22 protein-coding genes are annotated in these 24,476 nt (G+C 57.8%); 6 read left to right on the forward strand and 16 right to left on the reverse strand.

Annotation, left to right across the window (positions count from 1 at the left end):
* Positions 1–9: 9 nt before the first annotated feature.
* Genes SK47_RS13115 through cmoB form a run of 5 tightly spaced genes read left to right on the forward strand, consistent with a single transcriptional unit; the run spans position 10 to position 3,590 of the window.
* Positions 10–576, forward strand: a complete 567-nt coding sequence (locus tag SK47_RS13115) for a hydrolase (protein WP_017384353.1) — start codon at positions 10–12, stop codon at positions 574–576.
* A complete protein-coding gene (locus tag SK47_RS13120; RefSeq protein WP_023314350.1) occupies positions 573–1,391 on the forward strand; it encodes a DUF72 domain-containing protein in 819 nt (272 codons plus the stop codon). Before SK47_RS13115 ends, SK47_RS13120 begins: the two co-directional genes overlap by 4 nt.
* Before the next feature lie 51 nt (positions 1,392–1,442).
* A complete protein-coding gene (locus SK47_RS13125) occupies positions 1,443–1,838 on the forward strand; it encodes an MAPEG family protein (protein WP_003859737.1) in 396 nt (131 codons plus the stop codon).
* Positions 1,839–1,878: 40 nt separating this feature from the next.
* Positions 1,879–2,622 (forward strand): carboxy-S-adenosyl-L-methionine synthase CmoA, encoded by a 744-nt coding sequence (cmoA, locus tag SK47_RS13130; RefSeq protein WP_003859735.1) that lies wholly within the window; start codon positions 1,879–1,881, stop codon positions 2,620–2,622.
* Positions 2,619–3,590 carry a tRNA 5-methoxyuridine(34)/uridine 5-oxyacetic acid(34) synthase CmoB gene (gene cmoB, locus SK47_RS13135; protein ID WP_003859733.1) on the forward strand — a complete coding sequence of 324 codons (972 nt, stop codon included), beginning with the start codon at positions 2,619–2,621 and terminating at the stop codon, positions 3,588–3,590. The genes cmoA and cmoB overlap by 4 nt, the downstream gene beginning before the upstream one ends.
* Positions 3,591–3,850: 260 nt before the next feature.
* Here cmoB and cutC read toward each other — a convergent pair whose 3' ends face one another.
* Together cutC and SK47_RS13145 are read right to left on the reverse strand one after the other, a co-directional pair.
* Positions 3,851–4,594 (reverse strand): copper homeostasis protein CutC, encoded by a 744-nt coding sequence (gene cutC / locus SK47_RS13140; RefSeq protein ID WP_023324878.1) that lies wholly within the window; start codon positions 4,592–4,594, stop codon positions 3,851–3,853.
* Between the two features lie 78 nt (positions 4,595–4,672).
* Positions 4,673–5,233, reverse strand: coding sequence for a VOC family protein (locus tag SK47_RS13145; RefSeq protein ID WP_045896070.1), 561 nt, complete (start codon positions 5,231–5,233; stop codon positions 4,673–4,675).
* Between the two features lie 238 nt (positions 5,234–5,471).
* On the opposite strand from SK47_RS13145, the gene argS reads away from it, so the two are divergent.
* Positions 5,472–7,205 carry an arginine--tRNA ligase gene (argS, locus tag SK47_RS13150; protein ID WP_032609527.1) on the forward strand — a complete coding sequence of 578 codons (1,734 nt, stop codon included), beginning with the start codon at positions 5,472–5,474 and terminating at the stop codon, positions 7,203–7,205.
* A gap of 34 nt (positions 7,206–7,239) precedes the next feature.
* Here the strand turns inward: argS and SK47_RS13155 are convergent, their stop codons facing one another.
* The 14 genes from SK47_RS13155 to SK47_RS13220 all read right to left on the reverse strand — a co-directional run bounded on the left by SK47_RS13155 (position 7,240) and on the right by SK47_RS13220 (position 24,464).
* A complete protein-coding gene (locus tag SK47_RS13155) occupies positions 7,240–8,379 on the reverse strand; it encodes a beta-galactosidase BglB (protein ID WP_048209383.1) in 1,140 nt (379 codons plus the stop codon).
* Positions 8,380–8,383: 4 nt separating this feature from the next.
* Positions 8,384–9,967 (reverse strand): MFS transporter, encoded by a 1,584-nt coding sequence (locus tag SK47_RS13160; protein WP_048244456.1) that lies wholly within the window; start codon positions 9,965–9,967, stop codon positions 8,384–8,386.
* Between the two features lie 261 nt (positions 9,968–10,228).
* Positions 10,229–10,621: a flagellar protein FlhE gene (locus SK47_RS13165; protein ID WP_003859725.1), complete on the reverse strand. Its 393-nt coding sequence runs from the start codon at positions 10,619–10,621 to the stop codon at positions 10,229–10,231.
* Positions 10,621–12,699, reverse strand: coding sequence for a flagellar biosynthesis protein FlhA (flhA, locus tag SK47_RS13170; RefSeq protein ID WP_048244458.1), 2,079 nt, complete (start codon positions 12,697–12,699; stop codon positions 10,621–10,623). The genes SK47_RS13165 and flhA overlap by 1 nt, the downstream gene beginning before the upstream one ends.
* The gene (flhB, locus tag SK47_RS13175; protein ID WP_003859720.1) at positions 12,692–13,840 is read right to left on the reverse strand and encodes a flagellar biosynthesis protein FlhB; all 1,149 of its coding nucleotides are present in this window, start codon (positions 13,838–13,840) and stop codon (positions 12,692–12,694) included. The genes flhA and flhB overlap by 8 nt, the downstream gene beginning before the upstream one ends.
* Positions 13,841–13,990: 150 nt before the next feature.
* Positions 13,991–14,635, reverse strand: coding sequence for a protein phosphatase CheZ (gene cheZ, locus SK47_RS13180; protein ID WP_003859718.1), 645 nt, complete (start codon positions 14,633–14,635; stop codon positions 13,991–13,993).
* 10 nt (positions 14,636–14,645) lie between these two features.
* On the reverse strand, positions 14,646–15,035 hold the full coding sequence (cheY, locus tag SK47_RS13185; RefSeq protein ID WP_000763862.1) for a chemotaxis response regulator CheY: 390 nt from the start codon (positions 15,033–15,035) through the stop codon (positions 14,646–14,648).
* Between the two features lie 17 nt (positions 15,036–15,052).
* The gene (locus tag SK47_RS13190) at positions 15,053–16,102 is read right to left on the reverse strand and encodes a protein-glutamate methylesterase/protein-glutamine glutaminase (protein WP_048244460.1); all 1,050 of its coding nucleotides are present in this window, start codon (positions 16,100–16,102) and stop codon (positions 15,053–15,055) included.
* On the reverse strand, positions 16,099–16,965 hold the full coding sequence (cheR, locus tag SK47_RS13195; protein WP_003859714.1) for a protein-glutamate O-methyltransferase CheR: 867 nt from the start codon (positions 16,963–16,965) through the stop codon (positions 16,099–16,101). Before cheR ends, SK47_RS13190 begins: the two co-directional genes overlap by 4 nt.
* Before the next feature lie 19 nt (positions 16,966–16,984).
* Positions 16,985–18,586: a methyl-accepting chemotaxis protein IV gene (tap, locus tag SK47_RS13200; protein ID WP_022651450.1), complete on the reverse strand. Its 1,602-nt coding sequence runs from the start codon at positions 18,584–18,586 to the stop codon at positions 16,985–16,987.
* Positions 18,587–18,630: 44 nt separating this feature from the next.
* Positions 18,631–20,298 carry a methyl-accepting chemotaxis protein II gene (gene tar / locus SK47_RS13205; RefSeq protein WP_023314355.1) on the reverse strand — a complete coding sequence of 556 codons (1,668 nt, stop codon included), beginning with the start codon at positions 20,296–20,298 and terminating at the stop codon, positions 18,631–18,633.
* Positions 20,299–20,383: 85 nt separating this feature from the next.
* Positions 20,384–21,346, reverse strand: coding sequence for a Csu type fimbrial protein (locus tag SK47_RS13210; protein WP_022651452.1), 963 nt, complete (start codon positions 21,344–21,346; stop codon positions 20,384–20,386).
* Positions 21,343–23,727 (reverse strand): fimbria/pilus outer membrane usher protein, encoded by a 2,385-nt coding sequence (locus tag SK47_RS13215; protein WP_022651453.1) that lies wholly within the window; start codon positions 23,725–23,727, stop codon positions 21,343–21,345. The genes SK47_RS13210 and SK47_RS13215 overlap by 4 nt, the downstream gene beginning before the upstream one ends.
* Positions 23,703–24,464 carry a fimbrial biogenesis chaperone gene (locus SK47_RS13220; RefSeq protein WP_022651454.1) on the reverse strand — a complete coding sequence of 254 codons (762 nt, stop codon included), beginning with the start codon at positions 24,462–24,464 and terminating at the stop codon, positions 23,703–23,705. The genes SK47_RS13215 and SK47_RS13220 overlap by 25 nt, the downstream gene beginning before the upstream one ends.
* Between the last annotated feature and the right edge of the window lie 12 nt (positions 24,465–24,476).

Raw genomic sequence — 24,476 nt, forward strand, 5'->3', positions numbered from 1 at the left:
GGAGCGACGATGTTTACACTTGATGCCACCAAAACCGCCCTTGTGGTCATTGATTTACAGGAAGGCATTCTGCCTTTTGCCGGTGGTCCGCACACCGCTGACGATGTGGTCAGCCGCGCTGCGCGCCTGGCAGAAAAATGCCGCGCCAGCGGCTCGCCTGTTGTTATGGTGCGCGTCGGCTGGTCCGCTGATTTCGCCGAAGCGTTAAAACAGCCGGTTGATGCTCAGGCCCCGGCGCAGGCGCTGCCGGACAACTGGTGGACATATCCTGTCTCGCTCGGTAAACGCGACAGCGATATAGAAGTCACCAAACGCCAGTGGGGCGCATTCTACGGCACCGACCTGGAGCTCCAGCTGCGCCGTCGCGGGATCGACACGATTATTCTGTGCGGGATCTCCACCAACATTGGTGTGGAATCCACCGCCCGTAACGCCTGGGAGCTGGGCTTTAACCTGGTGATCGCGGAAGATGCGTGCAGCGCAGCCTCTGCGGATCAGCACCAGGGCAGCATGACCCATATCTTCCCGCGTATCGGTCGCGTGCGCAGCACGGATGAGATCCTCAGCGCGCTATGATGTACGTGGGCCTGCCCCAGTGGTCGCACCCGAAATGGGTGCGCCTGGGTATTACCAACCTTGAAGAGTATGCCCGACACTTTAACTGCGTGGAGGGCAATACCACGCTGTACGCTCTGCCCCGCGCGGAGATCGTCGAACGCTGGCGCGAGCAAACCACCGACGACTTCCGCTTTTGCTTTAAATTCCCGGCGACCATCTCCCACAACGCCGCGCTGCGCAACTGCGATGATTTAACCCACGAGTTTTTCACCCGGATGTCGCCTCTGGCCAACCGTATTGGCCAGTACTGGCTCCAGCTTCCCGCCACGTTTGGCCCACGCGACCTGCCCGCCCTCTGGCAGTTTCTCGAGGCCCTGCCACTTGATTTCACCTACGGCGTAGAAGTGAGGCATCCGGAATTCTTTGCCAAAGGCGACGCGGAGAAAGCGCTCAATCGCGGCCTGCATGAACGATCGGTCAACCGCGTGATCCTCGACAGCCGCCCCGTGCACAGCGCAATCCCGCACAGCGAAGCCGTTGTTGATGCCCAGCGCAAAAAACCGAAAGTGCCCGTCCATGCGATCGTAACGGCGCAGAACCCGATGGTCCGGTTTATCGGCAGCGATAACATGCAGCAAAATGAAGAGATGTTCGCCGTCTGGCTGCAAACGCTGGCGAAATGGGAGCACACCACCACGCCGTACCTTTTTTTACATACGCCGGATATCGCACAGGCGCCTGAACTGGTCGATGCTCTCTGGCAGGCCTTGCAGCAGGCGGTTCCGTCGGTTGGCCCCGCGCCGTCCATCCCACAACAATCTTCTCTTTTCTGAAATCACCCCCTATCATAGAGACGTGCCATCTGCCAAAAACAGGGAGTTAGTATGGTCAGCGCGCTGTATGCGGTGTTAGGTGCATTACTGCTGATTAAGTTTTCATTTGATGTTGTGCGCCTGAGAATGCAGTACCGCGTCTCGTACGGTGACGGGGGCTTTTCTGAGCTGCAAAGCGCAATCCGGATCCACGGCAACGCGGTCGAGTACATTCCCGTCGCGTTAATTTTACTGCTGTTAATGGAGATGGATGGCGCTGAAACCTGGATGGTGCACGTCTGCGGGCTGCTGCTGATAGCAGGGCGTTTGATGCATTATTATGGTTTTCACCACCGCCTGATCCGCTGGCGTCGTTCCGGCATGAGCGCGACCTGGTGCTCGCTTTTGCTGATGGTGCTGGCTAACCTTTGGTATATGCCGTGGGAGTTGGTTTTCTCCTTCCATTAGCGCACAATATGCCCCTTTATTTTTCCCGGATTTTTACGTTATGTCAGATCGCGACACGCTTTTTTCCGCGCCTATCGCCAGCCTGGGCGACTGGACCTTTGATGAACGGGTAGCCGAAGTCTTCCCGGATATGATCCAGCGCTCTGTTCCCGGTTATTCCAATATTATCTCCATGATCGGCATGCTGGCGGAGCGTTTTGTTCAACCCGGCACGCAGGTCTATGACCTGGGCTGTTCGCTGGGAGCGGCAACGCTGTCCATTCGTCGTAACGTTCATCACGAAGGCTGCAAGATTGTGGCTGTCGATAACTCACCGGCCATGGTCGAACGCTGCCGTCGCCACATTGACGCGTATAAAGCCCCTACGCCTGTGGAGGTGGTAGAAGGCGATATCCGCGATATCGACATCCAGAACGCCTCGATGGTGGTTCTGAACTTTACCCTTCAGTTCCTGGTGCCGGACGATCGTCAGCGGTTGCTGGATAAAATTTATCAAGGCCTTAACCCGGGCGGCGCGCTGGTGTTGTCTGAGAAATTCAGCTTTGAAGACGCCAGCGTGGGCGAACTGCTGTTCAACATGCACCATGATTTCAAGCGTGCAAATGGCTACAGCGAGCTGGAGATCAGCCAGAAGCGCAGCATGCTTGAAAACGTCATGCTGACGGATTCCGTAGAAACCCACAAAGCGCGCCTGCGCAAAGCCGGATTTGAACACAGCGAACTGTGGTTCCAGTGCTTTAACTTTGGTTCTCTGGTGGCGCTGAAAGCCGGAGACGCAGCATGATCGAGTTCGGTAATTTCTATCAGCTGATTGCCAAAAACCATCTTTCCCACTGGCTGGAAACCCTGCCTGCGCAAATTGCCACCTGGCAGCGCGATCAGCAGCATGGTCTGTTGAAGCAGTGGTCCAACGCCGTGGAGTTTCTGCCTGAACTGACGCCTCATCGTCTGGATTTACTGCACAGCGTGACGGCGGAGAGCGAAGAGCCGCTCCCGGCCGGGCAGATCAACCGCATCGAAACGCTGATGCGTAACCTGATGCCGTGGCGCAAAGGGCCGTTTTCACTTTACGGCGTAAACATCAACACCGAGTGGCGCTCTGACTGGAAGTGGGATCGCGTTCTGCCGCATTTATCCGACCTGACCGGGCGCACCATTCTGGACGTGGGCTGCGGTAGCGGCTATCACATGTGGCGCATGATCGGCGCAGGCGCGCATCTGGTCGTCGGTATCGATCCGATGCAGCTGTTCCTGTGCCAGTTTGAAGCGGTGCGTAAGCTGTTGGGTAACGACCAGCGTGCGCACCTGTTGCCGCTGGGTATCGAGCAACTCCCTGCCCTGAAAGCCTTTGATACCGTTTTCTCGATGGGCGTGCTGTACCACCGTCGTTCCCCGCTGGAGCATCTCTGGCAATTGAAAGATCAGCTGGTCAGCGGCGGCGAACTGGTGCTCGAAACGTTGGTTATCGAAGGCGATGAACATGCCGTTCTGGTGCCGGGCGATCGCTATGCGCAGATGCGCAACGTTTACTTCATCCCTTCCGCGCTGGCGCTGAAGAACTGGCTGGAGAAATGTGGGTTTGTCGATGTACGCATCGCCGATGTGTGCGTGACGTCGATTGAAGAACAGCGTCGCACCGACTGGATGATCACCGAATCGCTGGAGCAATTCCTCGACCCGGACGATCACAGTAAAACCATCGAAGGCTATCCGGCCCCGATGCGTGCGGTATTGATTGCGACGAAGCCGTAGTTTGTGCCGGGTGGCGGCTGCGCCTTACCCGGCCTACGCGTCGCACGTTTTCTCCAAAATAGTTCAAGTTGCAGCAAGGCGGCAACGCAGCGAATCCCCGGGAGCTTACATCAGTAAGTGACCGGGGTGAGCGAGGCGGCCAACGCGGCTGCGGCTTGAAATATGAAGGAGAAAAAAAGGCCCCTGTGTAATTTGCAGGGGCCTGGTACAAGCAAGCATCATATTGGGCGACATGATGCGCGGTAAAAACCGGTACGTTGCTACACGTGATGACGTTCAATCAACGATTTCATTACCGCAACCGACTCTCCATCCACACCGTAGCGCGAGTACTCATCCGCTTCAGCATCCGTCGACATTGACAACCCTGTATTGCGATAACGCATGGGTGAAGGTATCCATTTACCCGCTGAGCTGTGCAGCTCTTCCACCCCTGCGTTTAAAAACAGTTCCAGATTGCTGGCGCGTACTCCTGCGCCCGCCATGATTATTGGAACACCGGAATGTGCTTTTAGTTCCGTAATTAATTTCAGTCCTTTTTCAGCCGAGGACTGCTGGCCCGACGTCAGAACGCGCGCCACGCCCAGTTCTGCCAGCGTATCAAAGGCTTGTATCGGATCTTGACACATATCGAACGCACGATGAAAAGTGACCGCCATCCCCCGGGCGGCGCGCATGACCTGACGCATACGCGGAAGATCGATGTTGCCGTCTTCGTCCAGTACACCGATCACCAGCCCCGGAAAACCTAAATCACGGACGAGGGCGATATCCTCAAGCATGGCACTGAACTCACCCGCCGTATAACAAAAATCACCGCCGCGCGGGCGAATAATCGGGTGCACCGGAATAGTGATGGCCTGACGGGCTGATTTCAGCACGCCAGAGGACGGGGTTAATCCTCCTTCTTTCGGTGCCGCGCAAAGCTCGATGCGATCGGCCCCGTGCCGTTGCGCAGTGACGGCACACTCCACGCTGTAACAACAAATTTCCAGCAGCGCCATGTCATCCTCCTTAAATTTCACTCAACGTACCATCGTGGCACGTTGCCCGATTGGTGTCTGGATCGACGCTCACAATGCTTACGCTTCGCTGGCGATGATCTGCTCGATAGTCCAGGGATGGAATTTCACCGTCACGTTGCCGTCCGTTACGGCAAGCGTAGGGTTCGGTAAGCGTTCGCGCTCCCCTTTTGGCGAGCTGGTTTTGACGAAAATACCCGGCTGGCTTAACCCCTCGTCGGAAAGCAGCGTCAGCGCACGGGCGTTCAGCGTCTCGGGCTCCCCAGGCAGAACAATTTCGATATGCTCCCAGCCTTCGTGCGGATAACGCTTCTCTCCTGGCCAGGGCAGTTCCACAACGGTGAATTGCCAGTGCGCCACCGTTACCGGCGCATGAAGTTTGAACAGGCAGATCGGGCGACCGTTAATGATATTCTCCGACAGCAGTTCTCCGCACTGTTCAAAGCCACGCCGCCAGCGTTCGGCGGTGGCATTCTGGTGGCAGCGCAAAGAGATGTGATCGGCCTCAAGCGGCGCGATATCCAGCCCGAGACGGGTGGCAAGTTCTGTGAACGCCTGGGTGAAGCGCGGTAAATCTGCGGAAATATCATGCAGTTCGTCAATGGTGTGCCAGTTCGCCATAGGTCAGTCTCGTTTCGTGTCGCAAAGCCGCTAATTTACTCTGTTGCCCCCTGTCGACCAACCGCAGAATCACGGTTTTTTCGACTGCATGATTATGCATACCGTCTTCGCCTGGATTCTGAGCGATCTTCGCCCCCCGCAGGGCTGACGCCCGAAGGCATTTGCAGTATACTCCCGCCCTAAATTCTTAAACTGGCGTGGGTGTTTTTTACCCGCATCAAAAACGTAAGGTATCCAGGTGAATATTCAGGCTCTTCTCTCAGAAAAAGTCAGTCAGGCACTGATTGCCGCAGGTGCGCCTGCGGATTGCGAACCACAGGTTCGTCAGTCAGCGAAAGTACAGTTTGGCGACTATCAGGCTAATGGCGTGATGGCAGTGGCTAAAAAACTGGGCATGCCGCCGCGACAGCTCGCTGAGCAGGTACTGACGCATCTGGATCTCACCGGCATCGCCAGCAAAACCGAAATCGCCGGTCCAGGCTTTATCAACATTTTCCTTGAGCCTGCATTCCTGGCAAGCCACGTTGACGCGGCGCTGAAATCTGACCGTCTGGGCGTGGCTCAGCCAGAAGCGCAGACCGTGGTGGTTGACTACTCCGCGCCAAACGTGGCGAAAGAGATGCACGTCGGTCACCTGCGCTCCACCATCATCGGTGACGCGGCAGTGCGTACCCTGGAGTTCCTTGGTCACAAGGTGATCCGCGCTAACCACGTAGGCGACTGGGGCACGCAGTTCGGCATGCTGATCGCGTATCTGGAAAAACAGCAGCAGGAAAACGCAGGCGAAATGGCGCTGGCAGACCTGGAAGGTTTCTACCGTGAAGCCAAAAAGCACTATGACGAAGACGAAGCCTTCGCCGAGCGCGCGCGCAGCTACGTGGTGAAACTTCAAGGTGGCGACCCGTACTTCCTCGAGATGTGGCGCAAGCTGGTGGACATTACCATGTCCCAGAACCAGCTTACCTATAATCGTCTGAACGTGACCCTGACCCGTGACGACGTGATGGGTGAAAGCCTGTATAACCCGATGCTGCCAGGCATTGTGGCGGACCTGAAAGCTAAAAATCTGGCGGTGGAAAGCGAAGGCGCAACGGTGGTGTTCCTTGATGAGTATAAAAACAAGGAAGGCGAACCGATGGGCGTGATCGTCCAGAAAAAGGATGGCGGCTATCTTTACACCACCACCGACATCGCCTGTGCGAAATACCGTTACGAAACCCTGCATGCGGACCGCGTGCTGTATTACATCGACTCCCGTCAGCATCAGCATCTGATGCAGGCGTGGACTATCGTGCGTAAAGCGGGTTATGTGCCGGATTCCGTGCCGCTGGAACATCACATGTTCGGCATGATGCTGGGTAAAGACGGTAAGCCGTTCAAAACCCGTGCGGGCGGCACCGTGAAGCTTTCCGATCTGCTGGATGAAGCGCTGGAACGCGCGCGTCGCCTAGTGGCCGAGAAGAACCCGGACATGCCTGCTGACGAGCTGGAGAAACTTGCTAACGCGGTGGGAATTGGCGCGGTGAAATACGCGGATCTCTCCAAGAACCGTACCACCGACTATATCTTCGACTGGGACAACATGCTGGCGTTTGAAGGCAACACGGCGCCATACATGCAGTACGCTTACACCCGCGTACTCTCCGTCTTCCGTAAAGCCAATATCGACGAAAGCGTGCTGGCGAATGCTACGGTGTCTATTACCGAAGACCGTGAAGCACAGCTGGCTGCCCGCCTGCTTCAGTTCGAAGAGACGCTCTCCGTGGTCGCGCGTGACGGTACGCCGCACGTTATGTGTGCTTACCTGTACGATCTGGCCGGTCTGTTCTCTGGCTTCTACGAACACTGCCCTATCCTCTCTGCCGAGAGCGAAGCGGTGCGCCACAGCCGCCTGAAGCTCGCGCAGCTGACGGCGAAGACCCTGAAGCTCGGTCTGGATACTCTGGGTATCGAAACCGTAGAGCGTATGTAAAAAATAAACCCGGCAAGCGCCGGGTTTTTTATTATCAGAAATACTTCCGCAAATACTCCGTCAGGCACAGTATCGCCATCGCCTGCCCGTACGGCATCGAGGTCAGCGGTATCTGGCGGTAAAACGCCAGATCGCTGCCCATCCCGGTCCCGAACGAGGTTTGCAGCAGCTCCCCTTCCGGCGAGATGTTTTTCACGATACCGCGAATCGCTTTCTCCGCCACCTCTGCGTACTCTGCGCCGACATAACGCTTGCGCACGGCTTTCAGAATGCCGTAGGCAAACCCTGCCGTGGCCGACGCCTCCAGATAAGATTCAGGATCGTCCAGCAGCGTATGCCACAAGCCACTCTCGTCCTGACATTTTGCCAGTGCGGCGATCTGCGCGTTCAGTACCTGCACCAGATAGCGACGAACGGCGTTGTTTTCCGGCAGATCCACCAGCTCGAGGAAATCCGGGATCACGATGGTCAGCCAGCTGTTGCCACGCGCCCAGCGGGCCCGGGCAAAGTTGTGATTGCCGTCGTAATTCCAGCCGTGGAACCACAGCCCCGTCTCCCGATCCATCAGGTTCTGTACGTGGAGCAGGAACTGATAGATCGCCTCCTCGACGTACTCCGGCTTGTTCAGCAGCTTGCCGATTTTCGCCAGCGGCAGCACCGTCATCATCAGCGTGTCATCCCACATTTGCTGATGGTTCTCTTCCGCCAGGGTGATGTGCTGCATGCCACCATGTTCGGTGCGCGGCATCTCATTCATCGCCCATTCCGCCCAGCTTTCCAGCCACGGCAGCCAGGCCGGGTTTTTGGTCTCTTCGTAGCGATACGCCAGCGTCAGGAACGGCGACATGGTATTCACGTTTTTGGTGGTTGCGCCTTCAGCGAAACGGTCAGTAAACCAGCTGTCGATAATCTCGCGCATGCCTTCGTCACCGGTCTGGCAGTAATACTGCCAGATACCGTATAAACCGACGCCGTGGGTCCATTCCCATCCGGCCCAGCCTTTGGTGTCGATCACGCGCCCGTCGTCCAGCCGCAGTAAAAACTCACCCGTTTTGTCGTGGATATTGACCAGGTTATGCGTCACCTTTTGAATCAGCGATTTCAGCTCATCCCTGGCGATAAAGCGCTCAGGCTGACGCAGTAATGGGCTATGTTTGACAGGCCAAACTTTCATCATCTTAACCTCTGTTGTATGTCGAATTCAGTACCGCGCGATCCTTCAGCGAAGGGGCCGCCGGCTTATTGCGATTCAGATAACCGATATTGTTGTTGCCCCACAGGGATTCATACGGCATACCGGCCAGCATCTCCACGGTGGCGCGGGCCTGCGGGGTCACCGCCTCTGGCATCGCATGGCCGGACTCGCGCATTTTCGCGGTCTCTTCACGCAGGGTGCTGTGGGTCTGCAAATTGAGTTTGAAGCGCAGGGAGACCAGGAAGCCGCAGAACAGTACCAGAATGGTGCCGACGCTCAGGATCATCAGAATGGTGTGGCTCACTTCCGCAGGCTGCACTTTTTGACCGCTGACAAAGCCAGACACCTGCATCACGATCCCCACCAGCATTACCGCACCGGCCTGGGACGCTTTACGGGTCAGCGTCATGATGCCCGCGAAGATCCCTTCGCGACGCTGACCGGTGATCACTTCGTCCACGTCAGCAATGTAGGTGTAGGTATTCCACGGTACGTAGTTGATCCCCCCGCGACCAAGACCGGCAACCGCAGAGATCAGCAGCAGCAGAGCGTAAACGTCGCTCAGGCCCGCGTAATAAAGCACCGCGTAAGAGAGCGAGGCCAGGCCAAACAGCACGACCACCATGCGGTAAGACGGCGCAGGTCCGAAGCGAATGCACAGCGGGATCATGCCGATCACGGCGAGGAACTGGAAGATGGCCATCGTGCCCAGCAGGTTGGACGCCATTGACGCCTCCTGCATCAGCACAAATACCACGTAATAGGTAAACACGGCATTAAAGACGTCCTGTGCGATGTAGCCGCCAAGGTACATCCCCAGATGCTGGCGGAAAATCTTGATACGCAGCGTCGAACTTAATTCAACAAAAAGGCGATTCAGGCTCTGCCCAAGGGTCAGCTTTTTCTTCTCTTCTTCAGCACGCAGGGCCGCTTCAGACCACTCTTCCCGCGGGCGCTCCCAGGTAAAGAACCAGACGAACGTAAGCATCAGTGCGCAGAGTACGGAGAAGACCAGGCTTGCATAGAAGAAGGAGATCGCGTTGTCTTTGCCGAAATGCGTGAGCAGGATCCCCGGGAGGAAGGAAGCCAGAATAGCGGACATCTGCGCCATAGAGATACGCGCCCCGGAGAATTTGGTTTTCTGTTTGAAATCGTCCGTCATCTCCGGCACCAGCGTTTCGTATGGCACCAGGATCATGGTGTAGACGATATCAAAGATCAGATAGGTCAGCAGGTAGTACCAGAAACTCATGTCCCCTACCCACATCAGCGAGTAGCTGAAAACGCAGGGAATACCGAGCAGGATGAAGAACTTACGACGGCCAAAACGCTTGCCCAGCCAGGTGGTGCCAAAGTTATCGGTTAAAAAGCCCATTAACGGGCTGACAACCGCATCCAGCACCCTTGCGGCGGCGAAGATAAAGGTTGCTTCAATCGGTGTGAGTCCACAGAAGGTGGTATAAAAATACAAAAGCCAGGCGGCCGTCAGGGCGGTGGTTCCCGCCCCGAGGAAGTCCCCTGACCCGTAAGCAAGATAATTTGCGAGTCCAATTTTACGTGTTTTCATTGCCGTCAACCCTAATCAGTTTTGGGAGACTCCCTGTAAGCAAACCTCGTCCGGGAGTTTTTACACGGCTACAGTAAAAGTATCGACCTGTTGATACCTTTCTGTTTCTGCCATCACAAAGGGGTGAATGGCAAAAATGCAAAGAGTGTCAATACGCGTGTCACTGATTTATAAAACAGCGTTTCTTTTGTATCAAAAGGGAAGGTCATTTTTGCGAGCCAGCCTTCAGAAATGCCTGAAGGCTGGTGAAAAGGCAGGCAGTTAGCGGTAGTTGACGAGCACCTCGTTGCGCTGAACTTTCAGCGCCGGGATCAGACGTCCACCGCCTGGCACTTCCCAGATAAAGCGTAAAGGCTCCTGAGCAGACACCCCGTTGAAGGCCTGGGTGGTGCCACTTTGTCCCTCGATTTCCGCGCAGCGGGTCAGCGAGCACAGCCGCACTCGCAACCCGGCTGGTGTGGGTCCCGTCAGGGTGTAATTCCAGGCCACCAGCGTCATCTGCCCGGACACGGGCTCAGAGGCGGACAACGGACGGGAGGAGATCGACTCCCCGCGATGGTTGAGCGTTAAGCCTATACTGCTGGCCTGCCATGCCCCCTCGCCTGCGGCCTGCGCCGCCAGCGGGAAAAGTAAGATCCACAGCCACTTCCGCATTATTTCCCTCCTATGGTCGCCGTCATGCGAATATTGCGGTTATCGGACAGCTCCATATTCGACAGTACCACCAGCTGGTTCAGGCTCCGGCGCAGGAAGCGCGATAGCAGCGGACGCAGCGCATGATTCACCAGCAGCACCGGCGGCGCGCCCAGCATCTCCTGACGCGCCAGCGCCTCCTGGGTTTGCGCCAGTAATCTGTCCGCCATACCCGGCTCCAGCCCGCCACCGCCCTGCAACGCCTGAAGCAGCAGCCGTTCCAGCGGCGTATCCAGGCCAATGACCTGCACTTCGCCGGTTCCCGGGAACCATTGCTGGGTAATGGCGCGTCCGAGCGCCACGCGTACCACCGCCGTCAGTTCGTGCGGATCGCTTTGCAGCGGCGCATGTTCGGCCAGCGTCTCAAGGATGGTACGCATATCGCGAATGGGCACCTTCTCGTCGAGCAGGTTTTGCAGCACTTTATGCAGGGTGGTTAAGGTCAGCACGCCCGGCACTAAATCTTCGGTCAGTTTCGGCATCTCCTGCGTTACGCGGTCGAGCAGCTGCTGCGCCTCCTGACGACCAAACAGTTCCGCAGAGAACTGGCCAATCAGATGGTTGAGGTGCGTCGCCACCACGGTACTGGCCTCAACAACCGTGTAACCCTGGATCTGCGCCTGCTCTTTCAGAGCGCTCTCAATCCAGATTGCCGCCAGACCAAAGGCCGGGTCGGTCGTCTGCTCACCCGGCAACGTGCCTGCGGCCGTGCCCGGGTTAATTGCCAGCCAGCGGCCGGGGTACGCATCACCGCTGCCGATTTCTACCCCTTTCATCAGGATGCGATAGCGCGCGGGCGGGAGATCCATGTTGTCCCGGATGTGGACCACCGGCGGCAGGAAGCCCATATCCTGGGCGAATTTTTTACGAATGCTGCGGATACGGCCAAGCAGTTCACCATCCTGCTGGAAATCCACCATCGGGATCAGGCGGTACCCCACTTCCATCCCCAGCGAATCTTCGAGCTGAACGTCGTTCCAGGTGGCCTCCACCGCCTGGGTGTTCTCAGGCATTTTGACCGGCGCTGGCTCTGCCTTAGGCTGCGTTTCACGGCCACGCATCCACCAGGCAAGGCCCAGCAGCGCGGCAGTAAACAGCAGGAATACCAGGTTTGGCATGCCAGGCACCATACCGAGCAGGCCCAGTACCGCCGCGGAGAGCAGCATAACGCGCGGGTTGCTGAACAACTGCCCCACCATCTGCTCGCCTACATCCTGATCGGTGCTGACGCGGGTCACAATCACACCCGCCGCGGTGGAGATTACCAGCGCCGGGATCTGCGCCACCAGACCATCACCAATGGTCAGCAGCGTATAGCTTTCCGCTGCGTGGCCCATGTCCATGCCGTGTTGCAGCACGCCGACAAGCAGGCCGCCGACTACGTTAATCACCATGATCAGAATGCCCGCGATGGCGTCACCGCGCACAAACTTACTCGCACCGTCCATGGAGCCGTAGAAATCTGCCTCCTGGGTCACTTCGGCACGGCGTTTTTTTGCTTCATCTTCCGCGATCAGCCCGGCATTCAGGTCGGCGTCGATGGCCATCTGCTTACCCGGCATCCCGTCGAGCACGAAGCGCGCGCCTACTTCTGCGATACGCCCCGCACCTTTAGTGATAACCATGAAGTTGATAATCACCAGAATGACGAACACCACGATACCGATGGCGAAGTTGCCGCCCACCAGGAAGTGACCGAAGGCTTCGACCACCTTGCCCGCCGCCGCCGCGCCGGTGTGCCCTTCCATCAGGATGATACGCGTGGAGGCAACGTTCAGCGCCAGACGCAGCAGCGTGGTGAACAGCAGGATCGTTGGAAACGCGGCGAACTCCAGCGTGCGCTGGGTGAACATCGCCACCAGCAACACCATGATGGACAACGCAATGTTGAAGGTGAAAAGCAGGTCGAGAATAAATGCCGGTAACGGCAGCACCATCATCGACAGAATTAGCAGGATCAGAATCGGTCCGGCAAGGATCTGCCATTGCGTCGATTTCAGGTTGCCGGGCAGGCGCAACATTGCCACCAGATTAGCCATCAGTGTCCTTCTCGTTCAAAAAATCCAGTGCTTCAGGCACCGGAAGGTTCTCAGGTTTTACAGGTCGTTGACCGCCCGCTAAACGCCAGCGTTTCAGTTGCCACACCCAGGCCAGCACCTCTGCGACAGCGGCGTAGAGCTGGCCCGGGATCTGTTGTCCAATTTCCGCGTGGCGATACAGCGCACGGGCCAGCGGCGGTGCTTCCAGGATCGGTACGCGGTTTTCCGTCGCGATTTCACGAATGCGCAGCGCAATCAGCCCGGCCCCTTTCGCCACCACTTTCGGCGCGCTCATTTTGTTTTCGTCGTACTGAAGCGCCACGGAGTAGTGGGTCGGGTTGGTGACGATGACGTCGGCTTTCGGCACATCTTCCATCATGCGCCGACGCGCGGCGGCACGCTGCATCTGCCGGATACGGCCCTTAACGTGGGGGTCGCCTTCCATCTGTTTATATTCATCGCGGATGTCCTGACGCGACATTCGCAGCTTTTTGATATGGGAATAGATCTGGAAGATAACGTCGAACGCCACCATCGGAATAATGCTCAGTACCACCAGCAGCGAGCATAACCCGACCAGGTTCAGGGCATTTTTCATCGCCGTCATCGGGGACTCGCTGATCAGGCGCATCATCTCCGGCCAGTGGTGCCACAGAAAAAACCCGGCTGTACTGCCCATAAGAAGCGATTTCAGGATCGCTTTAAGAAGCTCAGCCCCGGTTTGCGCGGAGAACATTTTCGCAATACCGGGTAGCGGGTTGAGCTTGGAGAATTTCGGTTGCAGCGATTTACCGCTGAACACCAGGCCACCGAGCATGACCGGCGAAACAAGGGCCACGATGACCACGCCCGCGATCAGCGGCAGCAAGGCGATCATCGCGCTTTTCACAAGGTTGATGATTTGAATGAGGATCAGATTGGGGTCATTGACCATGCTGTGATCAAAACGTAAGCCAGCAGAGAGCATTCCCGCCAGTCTGCGGGCGAGCATCTCCCCGCCCCACCAGATTATGCAGACGCCCACCACCAGGATCAGCAGGGATGTCAGCTCTCGGGATCGGGGGATCTGCCCATCCTCACGGGCTTTTTCAAGTCGGTGGGGTGTGGGGGCTTCTGTTTTGTCGTCGTTCTCTTCTGCCACTGTGCCTGCTCGCAGCCCATTAATTCACGGGTATCATGCCAGCGCAGAGAAAATCCAATGGCGGGAAAAGCCCGTTTATTCGGGCTCTTTTCGCTGTTTTTGTTCTGAGCTGCCTCAGGCCGCGTTAACGACCTGAGGCAGAACGGGCAATCAGAAACCAAGGCTATCCAGCAGATCGTCCACCTGATCCTGGCTTGCCACCACGCCCGCTTTGCTGGTGTCAAGCTGTGGACCATTGAGCAGGCTTTCGTTCTCGCGTTTCGGACGGGCAGCCGGTTCCGGAATGTTCTCCAGCAGCACCATCAGCAGCTGACGTTCAATCTCCTGAATCACATCCATCATGCGCTTGATCACCTGGCCGGTAAGGTCCTGGAAATCCTGCGCCATCATGATGTCCAGCAGCTGGGCGTTAGTGAAGCTGGTGTGGCCCGGCACGTCACCCAGGTACTGACGGGTATCCGTTACCAGTTCGCGGGCATCCGCCAGCTCAATAGGGTTCTCAAACCACTCATCCCAGCGTTTGCTCAGCGCTTTCGCACCCTTCTCCATGGCATCCTGGTGCGGCTGCGAGGCTTCAACGCTGTTCAGCGCACGCTCGGCCGCCTGCGCGGTCATCTGCACGACGTAGTCCAGACGGTCGCGCGCGTCAGGGATGGCTTCCGCCGCTTCGGCGATCGCCTGGTCCAGCCCCAGCTCACGCAGGCTGTCGCGCAGCATGCGGGTCAGGCTACCAATGCGGGCAATAATGTCGCTCGGCGAATGTTCTTCAACGGGTTTCATAGCAGGTTGCAACATATCCATCACCTCACATGCCGAGTTTCTCGAAGATCTTCCCGAGCTTCTCTTCCAGAGTCGCCGCGGTGAATGGCTTCACCACGTAGCCGCTTGCGCCCGCCTGTGCAGCGGCAATAATGTTCTCTTTCTTCGCTTCTGCGGTCACCATCAGTACCGGCAGAGAGGCCATACCTGCATCCGCGCGGATGGTTTTCAGCAGTTCGAGACCGTCCATGTTCGGCATGTTCCAGTCGGAAATCACAAAACCAAACCCGCCAGCCTGGAGCTTGTTCAGCGCATCCACCCCGTCTTCTGCTTCTTCAACATTGTTGAAGCCCAGCTCTTTCAGCAGGTTGCGCACAATGCGACGCATGGTGGAAAAGTCATCCACAACCAAAAACTTAAGCTCTTTATCCGCCATAAAATAATACTCCTGAGTCAAATACGTATTGCCTGTCCGGCACTGATTTTCGCCAGCATCTGCTGGCTTACCTGGCTAAGATCGACCACTTCGCTTACGCCACCCATATTGATGGCCTCGCGCGGCATGCCGAACACCACACAACTTGCTTCATTCTGCGCAATCGTCCAGGCGCCAGCCTGGTGCATCGCAAGCATTCCGGCGGCGCCGTCGTTACCCATCCCCGTCAGGATCACCCCAACGGCGTTGCGCCCCGCATGTTTCGCCACCGAATGAAACAGCACATCCACCGACGGACGGTGCCGGTTAACCGGCGGCCCGTCATGAATTTTGATTTGATAGTTCGCCCCGCTGCGCGCCAGCTCCATGTGCTTGTCACCCGGGGCGATATAGGCGTGACCCGGCAGCATGCGCTCGCCGTCTTCCGCCTCTTTCACGCTGATCTGGCACAGCTTATTCAGGCGCTCCGCGAACGAGCGGGTAAAGCCCGGCGGCATATGTTGCGTAATCAGAATACCCGGGCTTGAGAGCGGCAATGGCTGGAGTACATGGCGAATTGCCTCTGTTCCTCCGGTTGACGCGCCAATCACCAGCAACTTTTCCGAGCTGAGTAACGGCCCCGCCTTCAGGGTTGCCGGGGCTGCCGTCGGTTTATGCGCGGCAAGCTTCGCCCGGGACGCGGTGCGGATCTTCTCGGCGATCATCTCGCTGTACGCCAGCATCCCCTCGCGAATGCCGAGCTGCGGCTTGGTGACAAAATCCACCGCCCCCAGCTCCAGCGCGCGCAGGGTGATTTCTGAACCCTTACCGGTCAGAGATGACACCATCACCACCGGCATCGGGCGCAGGCGCATTAATTTTTCCAGAAAATCGATGCCATCCATGCGCGGCATTTCAACATCCAGCGTCAGCACGTCGGGGTTATATTTTTTGATCAAATCCCGCGCGACCAGCGGATCGGGCGCTGTCGCCACCATCTCCATATCGCTGTGGCTATTGATGATTTCGGTCATGATCTGACGCATCAGCGCCGAATCATCGACAGACAATACCCTGATTTTACTCATGCTTTTTCCTTACTCAGCGCATATACCGTTTGCCCACGCAGGCTAAACTCACGCACGAGGTTGCTGAAGTTTTCCGAGTGCCCGGCAAACAGTAAACCGTCAGGCTTGAGCAACGGAACAAAGCGACGCAAAATGTCCTGCTGCGTCGTTTTATCAAAATAGATCATCACGTTACGACAAAAAATGGCGTCGAATGGCCCCGGCACGTTGTACTGCTTATCCAGTAAATTAACGGGGGCAAATTCCACGCAGTTCGCCAGCTCCTGGCGTACGCGCACCAGTCCTTCATGCGGGCCGGTACCGCGCATGAAGTAACGCTGTAGCTGCTGGGGAGACAGCGTTTTCAGCTCATCCTGGCGATAAACGCCGTTACGGGCTTTTTCCAGCACTTCCGTGTCGATGTCGCTGGCGTACACTTTCCAGCGACCCGGCGCCATGCCCAGGGTGTCCGCCAGGGTGATGGCCAGCGAGTACGGCTCTTCCCCGGTAGAGGCCGCCGCGCTCCAGACGCGATACTCTCCGCCACGGCGGCGGGCGTGTTCCGCCAGCACCGGGAAGTGATGCGCCTCGCGGAAAAACGCGGTCAGGTTGGTGGTTAATGAGTTGATAAATGCCTGCCATTCGGCGCTGTTCTGGTTCGCTTCGAGCATGCTCAGATAGCGGCCAAAATCGTCCAGCCCCAGCGTGCGCAAGCGCCGCACCAGCCGGTTGTAGACCATGTCTCGCTTATGGTCCGCAAGCACGATCCCCGCACGCTGGTAGATTAACTGACATATCCGACGAAAATGCGCGTCGGACAGCGCGAGGCGCTGTGTCATCTGCAACAATAATGACGTTTGCCCTGAGGGCATGGGTGATGTCATAGCGCCTTCTCAATCACATTCAGGATACAACGGGCACGGCCTGTGACCGTCCGACTTCTGTTACTGCTTCAACGTGCTCTTTCACATTAAATACGGCGACTAACCCGGTAAGGTGATCCGCCTGGTTTGCCAGCTGATCGGTCGCAGCCGCCGCCTCTTCCACCAGTGAGGCGTTCTGCTGTGTAACCTGATCCATCTGTGTAACGGCCTGCGCCACCTGCTCAATACCACGGCGTTGTTCATCAGACGCCGAGGCAATCTCGCCCATAATGTCGTTAACCCGCGTCACGGAGGTGACTATCTCGTGCATGGTCTGCGCGGCGGTATCCACCAGCGCGGAGCCCTGCTGAACGCGGGAGACCGACTCTTCTATCAGCCCTTTGATCTCTTTCGCCGCATTGGCGCTGCGGCTGGCGAGGTTTCGGACTTCACCGGCAACCACCGCGAACCCGCGCCCCTGCTCGCCGGCACGCGCCGCTTCCACCGCCGCGTTCAGCGCCAGAATATTGGTCTGGAACGCGATCCCGTCGATAACGCTGATAATGTCGCCAATTTTCTGCGAGCTGGCGGCAATCTCCTGCATCGTGCTGGCAACATGAGAAGCCTGATCGCCCCCACGTTTCGCCGTCATCGCTGCCTGTTTTGACAAGTCGGACGCCTGACGCGCGTTATCGGCGTTCTGGCTTACCGTCGCGGTCAGCTGCTCCATGCTGGCCGCCGTCTGCGCCAGCGATGCCGCCTGCTGTTCAGTGCGGGAAGAGAGGTCGTTATTGCCTGCCGCAATCTCGGAGATCCCGGTATGCATGGCGTAACTGCCCTGGCGAACGTTGCTTACCGTTTCCCGCAGCGAACTCTGCATCGCCTTCAGGCTGGCGAAAATCGCTGATATTTCATTCCTGCCATACACGGCCACCGGACGCGCCAGGTCGCCCTTCGCAATACTGTCGAAGTGACTGCTGACGATGGCCAGCGGCTGGACGATCATTTTGCGCGACCACCACAGCGAGCCGCCGGTCAGCAGGGCCGCCAGGATTACCATAGTCAGGAATATCACCCCTGACATGCGGTAACTGGTACGGCTGTCCGCACCGGCACGCGCCACAAACTGGTTAATATCCTGCTGCCATGCGTTAAAGCTGTCGTCAAACGCCGCCTGAGACGCCTGCACCGGCGCGGTCAGGAAGTCAGAAAGCTGGTTGTTCTCCAGCCACGTCGCCTGATGGTCGAGATCGCCGTACCACACATCAAAGGTCTTTTTCATGGCGACTTTGAGCGCTTTCTCTTTCTCACTGACCGCCTCCTGCGCCGTAAAAGCCTTAAACTGCGCGTCGGCCTGCTTCAGGCTGCTGCGGGCCACAACCATCAGCGCCTTAATATCCTCCGGCGGATAGCTCAGCGCGGTTAACGTCCCTGCTTTGTTCAGCGCAGTGCTTGCCTGCAACAGCACGGCACGCGTTTGTGCCAGTGCGGAGCGCTGCTGATTACTCGTCTCAACTTCCTGCAAATTCTGATAGCCATCGCGAAACGCCCAGAAAGACAACCCGTTACTGCCAACCTGCAAAACCCCACACAGGATCAGAATCAAAAACAGTGTGGTCGAGATACGAATACGATTTAACATCCACGCTCCCATCAAGCGGCAAGCAGCCGCGGTTTAATTGTCAGTCAAAATGTTTCCCAGTTTTCATCTTGTCCGGTCACCGCTGCGCGCGTACGTGCTGTCACGGGCGCCGGGGCTGCTTCGCCGTACACCGACCGCGAGCTGACCGTATTTGTTGTTTTTGAAGTAAGACGGAACGCCGAGACGGCCATTTTCAGGCGGCTCGCCTGGTCCTCCAGCGCAGCGGCCGCGGCAGCGGACTCCTGCACCAGGGCGGCGTTTTGCTGCGTCACACGATCCATTTCCGATACCGCCAGGGCGACCTGGTCAATACCACGACTCTGCTCATCCGATGCAGAGGCGATTTCACCCATGATGTCCGTCACGCGCGTCACGGCATTCACGATGTCATTCATGGTTTCACCCGCACTTTCCACCAGCACCGAGCCGGTATCCACGCGTGAAACAGAGTCTTCAATCAGGGCTTTGATCTCTTTCGCCGCATTGGCGCTGCGGCTGGCGAGGTTACGCACTTCGCCGGCGACCACGGCAAACCCGCGCCCCTGCTCGCCCGCACGTGCCGCTTCAACGGCCGCGTTCAGCGCCAGGATATTGGTCTGGAAGGCGATACCGTCGATTACGCTGATGATGTCGGCGATTTTCTTCGAGCTGTCGGCAATGTCATGCATGGTTTTCACCACGCCGTCGACCACCCGACCGCCGCGCTGGGCGGTGTCGGACGCGCTCTCTGCAAGCTGCGACGCCTGACGGGCGTTGTCGGCATTCTGCTTCACGGTCGCGGTGAGCTGCTCCATGCTGGCCGCCGTCTCTTCCAGAGCGGACGCCTGCTGTTCGGTACGGGACGAAAGATCGTTGTTGCCCATCGCGATTTCACTCGTGCCGGTATAGATGGCATCCGCCCCCTCGCGCACGTTGGCGACGGTATCAATCAGCGAACGCTGCATATGGTCGACGCTAGTTGCCAGCTCGGTGATCTCATTGCGCCCAGAAACAGTCAGCGTTTTCGTGAGATCGCCCCGGCCAATATCACGGATATGGGCAATGACGCGGCCAAGCGGGTTAAGAAGGATATGACGAATGCCGTACCACACGGCCACCAGTACGATGACCAGCGCGAGGGCGAGAACCGCCATCTGCCATTTAGCGAAACGGTAGTCGTTCTGGCTTTGCGTGAACGCGGAGTGATAAAGCTCGCCGCTGGCTTTAGCGTACTCGCCGAGCGCCGCGCCGAGGGCGTTCTGCATTCCCTGGGTCGGCTGCGCGAAATAGGCGTCCATATTGCCCTTCTCCAGGAACTGCACCAGCTCCGTGAGGCCGGCGAAGTAGGCCTGATATTTTTCATCTATGTTCGCGCTCGCCTGCGCCATTGCCGGCTGAGGGGCGATTTTTTTGAAGGCGTCGTAATGTTTCGCCGCGTCTGCCAGCGTGGCGCGCGCATTCTTCAGCAGTTCCGTTTTTGCGCTGCTCTGCTGGTTATTTGGGTCCATCATCATGCGGGCAGACGAGCGGCTCAGGTTGATACGCGTCTGCAACATCAGATCCCAGGTCGTGGTCAGTTCGCTTTGCTGCATTCGCAAATCGTTCGAGGCCGCGAAGCTGTCCTGGTTCTGTTTTAACGACGAGAAAAAGAGGCCGCCAGAAGTAAGCTGAAGAAGTGCGAAAATGACCAGCACCATCATAAGCATTGTGACAACGCGGATACGGTTCAACATACAACACCTTCTCATAGATTTATTAACGGTGTTATCGGCACAGGCCACAGGAACTTTACATTTGCGAAAGGGAAAAGCGCGGGAGTCAGAATGCGACGTCGACAATCAGCGTGTCGGTGTAGGTTCCGGCAGGCGGCGTGGCCTGGCTGGTCAGAACTTTGGCGGTGTAGTTGTAGGTACGTAAAAGCCCGTCCGTACTGACCTGCGATGAGCTGGCGCTGGCCCAGCGCTCGCTGCCGCTGCTACCCCAGCGGTTGCTGGTCGCCTCTTTGTAGATGTCGTAACTCATGAAGTTGCTGCCGCTGACCATACGACGCACGTTGTTCAGGGCATTTGCCCCATTATTAATGCCTATGGTGTAGGTGCTGCCTTTGGTACAGGTGACGGCAACCGACTGTGAAACGGTGGGAAAATTTTGCACCAGCGGCGCGCTGTTAAAATTCACGTCCGGCGTGGTCATGGTGCTGCAATCGTTGGTGACGGTCATGTTGAGGAGGATCGAGGTGGTTGCCGTGCCGGTTTGCGGGGTCAGGCACGCTCCGACCGCGCCAACGGCGCACACGTTGTAGTTAATGCTGAACGTTAACAACACCTGATACGGCCCGGCGGTGACGTTCTGCCCCATTACGGTCCGGAAATAAAGGGGAATGTTGTAGCGCCTTGAACCCAGCAGCCCGAGCAGCGTGTTTCCGCTCCAGGTATAGGCTTTGCTGATTTGTATTTCACTGTTTCCGCCGCAGCCGGACGCCCCGCACAGGCGCGTAGGAATGACATCGGTAATAGCCGCGTTGTCCGTACGCTTCATGGTCGCCCGGCTATTCGCAAAGACGGATGCCGAAGTGTAATTCAGCGTCACCGAGTCGTTGGTTAACAGGTTGAGAACGGTATCGCAGGTCACCACCAGCGTGCCCGTCGTTTCCACTTCCCCGGTGCCGCTGAGTGCGAACGAGGTGACGCTGCCAAACGAGGCATTCACCGTACTGACGGTACAGGCCGCCCAGCTGCCGCCGGAGCACAGCAGCAGAAGCGCGATTAACAGGCGTCTCACGGCGCCTCCCGACAGGTCAGCGGACCGTAGGTTTGCAGCTTATGCTCAGGGTTTGCGCCAACGGTCAGCGTTGCCGTACAGCGTTTACCCTCCGGGGTGATGACCTCAAGCGGATTCACATCGTTGAGGTTTTCCAGCCAGGCGAGGCCGTCATAGCCGACAACCGCGCTGCTGCGGGATGCGCGTCTGACCTGGCTTCCCACCGGGATCGCATTGCCCTGCGCATCGTGCAGAATGACGCTGGCAACCCGCTCCTGCTCCATCGGGAAATCCACCAGATAACCGTTATGCCGACGAATCGCTACCCGACGCTCGGTCTCTTTCAGCCGGGTATCCGCAGGTAAGTTCAGGGTATCAATGCGGTAGCTTGCCGGGTAATAGGCGGAAACGCCGCTGACCAACAGATAACCTTTGTTATTGGTTTTACCAACCGGCTGGTTTTCGTAGCTGACGGGTACGTCCGGATGTCCGTCGGTGCTGATCACCACAAACGCATCGTTGATTTTGTTCGCCGCAAACAGCTCACCGTCCATCAGCACAACAGAACCCATCGCCTCGCCCCACCAGGTCATCATGCCCTTCTCACCGTAGCCGCCGCCCTGTAGCTCCACGTTGTTATTCCGCCAGCCGAGCGTAGCCTGCTGATAGTTACTCGACCGCGACTGGTTGGCCCAGGCCATGTTCCAGCTAAAGCCGCCGTCTGAAGGCATCGAGTGGTTGTAGTTAATGCGTTGAGTGCTGCCTGCGTCAGGGGTGTTTTCAAAGGTGACGGCGGCGCTGTCACGTTCGCCGAGGGGAACCTGCAACGACAGCGCAACCGTCCAGTCGCCCCGCTGCTGGTCACGGCTGGCAGCCAGATAAATACTGCTTGAGCCCCACAAATTACGGCTCCAGGAGAGGTTGAGCAGCTCAGTTTTTTTGCTGTCAAAACTTTCAACCCCGATCCACGCCGCGCCGATATTGCCGTAACCGCCGAGGTTGAAGGTTAAGGAATACTGGTCGGTATTGCGGCTCAGGCTGGCAACGGGGTTATCATTTTCATCATAAACGGTGGGCTGATCGTACAGGGCGAGGTTGCCGAAGCCACGGTCGCGCCGGGTATGCTGGGTCGCTACGCTAAACTCGCTGGTGTTGTACTGATAGCCCCAGTTTATCTGGCCGCCGCTATCGCCGCGCATGCGGCTTTGGGTCCACGAGGTATTTACCACGCCAAAACGCCCGAGCTTCAGCACCGTGCCCGCTCCGCCGAGCGCCAGCGACTCCGCCCCTTCCGCATGCCCCTCCAGCGTCAGCCAGTCGGTCACCCCGTAGCGATACGATCCGCTGCCCGCCGCCGGGCCATAGTCAAAATTCTCAATACCGTAGTTACGCCGCAGGCTGCCCAGCGTCACGGCGCCGTCGCTTAACCCCTGCTTAAGCAGATCGCTGCTGACATAAAACGGCAGCGTGGTACTCACCTGACGACCCAGCGCATCAGTGGTAACCAGCACCGCATCCCCGGCACCGTTGATATACGGCAGATTGGTGAGAGTGAACGGCCCCGGCTGAAGGCGGGTGGAGCCGGAACGGTAGCCATTAATAAAGAGATCGACCGAGGTCGGGACAGCCGCCTCGCCGGAAAACGCCGGCAGCGGCCAGGTCACCAGATCAGGACGCAGGGAGAAGTCGCGCCCGTAGCTGATCCCGCCCATGCGCACGCTGGTGCTCCAGCTCAGCGCATCGCTGATGACGTCCCCGACGGTCCAGGTGGTGGCATCTTCCTCGTTGGTGATCAGAAACGTTGAGTCGTAGCGCACGTACCCTTCCTGCTGCCCGCTGTTACCGGTGAAATTCTGCCGGGCGTAACCCGTCGATGAAAACGAATAATCCTCATTGAAATAGCGGAACTCGTGCCAGACCGACGCCTGGCCGCCCGTGTGCTCGGAATGGTTGGTATAAACGTCGTAATTGAGCAACGCGCCGCGGCCATAGTGCGGCTTGCTATGCGTGTTCTGTTCGCTGAACGGCGTGATCCGCGCGGCGACCCAGTCCCGGGGGACCGTCAGCAACAGACGCTGGGCCGTGCTGTCGTACTCTGCGCGTACCGACGTAAGCGTCGAGAGATTCACCTCTCCGGCAGGCACATGCGCGGGCGGCAGCCCGGCGCGGAGCAAATCCGCGCCCGAAATAAACCAGGCACCCTCGCGCTGCGTCACCGGCACCACCAGACCCGTGTCATAGTGGTTCAGCACCAGGGCGAGCTGGAATACTGCTTCGCCGTTCATCGTCCGTGCATCCGGCGGCGGCGGTAAACTGTCGTCACCGGTTTCGGCAAAGGCGCTGGTACTGACGCAAAGCAGGATCATCATCGCCGGTTTCAGTTGACGGGCGTCGATTGCCATTGCGTATCCCTGGCATTAATTTGCGCGCTCATCCGGTTCGGCTGATAAATCCCTGCCGGAAGCGGCCAGCTTCGGGTGCTGCCTGGCAGCACATAACCCAGCAGCCCCTCGGCAACCGTGCGTTTTTGCCCGCCCTGCTCAACCGCAACCTGGCTGAGCCGGACGTGAACATCCCCCTGATTACGGACCTGAAGCGCGGGTTTCCCCCCCTCCTGAACGACCCGCCAGCTCAGCTGTTGGGTGTTCGCCAGCGCGTGGTGTGCCCCTTCGTTGAGGGTGGGGATCCCCTGCCCATAAACAAATAAAGGAATCGAATAGCGCATTTGCAGTTTGAGGCCCATGGACGGTTCCGCTTTGGCATCCGGCTGGGGAATTTCATCCACAATAATGCGGTAGGCCTGCTCAACCCCCGACGGGATCGTCCCCTGCTTGATCAGGCGAATAAGCTGTTTACTGCCTTTAGCGATAGTCACGATCGGCGGGCTGGCGACCACATCCTGCTGGGCGGTGTAACGCTCATATCCGCCCTCCTGTTTCCAGCGCACAATGCGTATCTGCATTGTCGTGGCGCTGTTGCCCTGATTCTGGATCCACAATTCAGTTGCTCTGGCCTCTGCCGAAAGCCACGGATCGATGGGCCACAAAAGAATGGTTGCCGCTGCCTGCGCCTGGCCCGCTGCCAGAGCCGTTGCCCCCAACAGACCCACCAGGCCTGATCGCCTGAAAAATGGCTTCATCGATGTTCTCCC

This window comes from Enterobacter sp. BWH52 (assembly GCF_001037565.1).
Taxonomy (GTDB): Bacteria; Pseudomonadota; Gammaproteobacteria; order Enterobacterales; family Enterobacteriaceae; genus Enterobacter; species Enterobacter hormaechei_C.